Consider the following 945-nt stretch of genomic DNA (forward strand, 5'->3'; position numbering starts at 1 on the left):
TCCGCCCCTGCCTGACGCTGCGCGGGGCCAGCGGCATCGACGGGCTGATCGCCGCCGGCGCCGGCTACGCCCACGAGCGCAGCGCCGGGGCGACCGTGCTCCTCGGCGACCTCGCCGCGCTGCACGACCTCAACAGCCTCGCCCTCGCCGCCGTCTGCCCCCACCCGCTGGTGATCGTCATCCTCAACAACGACGGCGGCGGGATCTTCGACCTCCTCCCGGCCCGCGGCCACGGCGAGCGCCACGAGCGGCTCTTCCGCATGCCCCACGGCTGGCGCTTCGAGCACGCCGCCGCGCAGTTCGGCCTGCCCTACACCCATTGCCGCACCGCCGCGGAGCTGCACGAGGCGTACACCGAGGCCTGCACGCGCCCCGGCGGGAGCGTCATCGAGCTGAGCTGCCCGCCGCAGCAGGGCAGCGACCGGATGGCGGCCCTCTTCCGGGACCTGGAGCGGGCGGCGCCGTGCTGAGCGCCGGCGATCCGGGCCAGCCCGCCCTCGTCCTCCTCCACGGCTTCATGGGCGACGCCGCGGAGTGGGGGCCGGTCGCCGAGCGGCTGAGCGGACGGCACTACTGCCTCGCCCCCACGCTGCCCGGCCACGACGGGCGCCCGCCGGCCGCCGAAGACTTCGCCGGCCTCGCCGAGGCCCTCTGGCAGCGCCTGGCCCCGCAGCTGCCGGAGCGCTTCGCCCTGGCCGGCTACTCCCTCGGCGGGCGCCTGGCCCTGGCCCTGGCGCAGCGCTGCCCGCAGCGGCTCACCGGCCTGATCCTCGAGGGGGCGCACCCCGGGCTGCGCGACGCCGCCGAGCGCGAGCAGCGCCGGGCCCACGACGAGGCGTGGGCGGCGCGCCTCGAGCAGGAGCCGCGGGCGCAGGCGCTGGCGGCGTGGTACCGGCAGCCGGTCTTCGCCTCGCTGAGCGAGGCGCAGCGCCGGGCCCTGGTCGA

The 945-nt window shown here is 78.0% G+C and carries 2 protein-coding genes; both read left to right on the forward strand.

What is annotated here, in order from left to right; translation table 11 throughout:
• Nucleotides 1-470: thiamine pyrophosphate-dependent enzyme (locus CKO13_RS12355; protein ID WP_242468044.1), on the forward strand; the 470-nt coding region annotated here is incomplete at its 5' end.
• Nucleotides 464-945, forward strand: a 482-nt coding sequence (locus CKO13_RS12360; RefSeq protein WP_338034657.1) for an alpha/beta fold hydrolase, incomplete at its 3' end; no start/stop codon positions are given. The genes CKO13_RS12355 and CKO13_RS12360, both read left to right, overlap by 7 nt.

Source organism: Halorhodospira neutriphila (assembly GCF_016584055.1).
Taxonomy (GTDB): Bacteria; Pseudomonadota; Gammaproteobacteria; order Nitrococcales; family Halorhodospiraceae; genus Halorhodospira; species Halorhodospira neutriphila.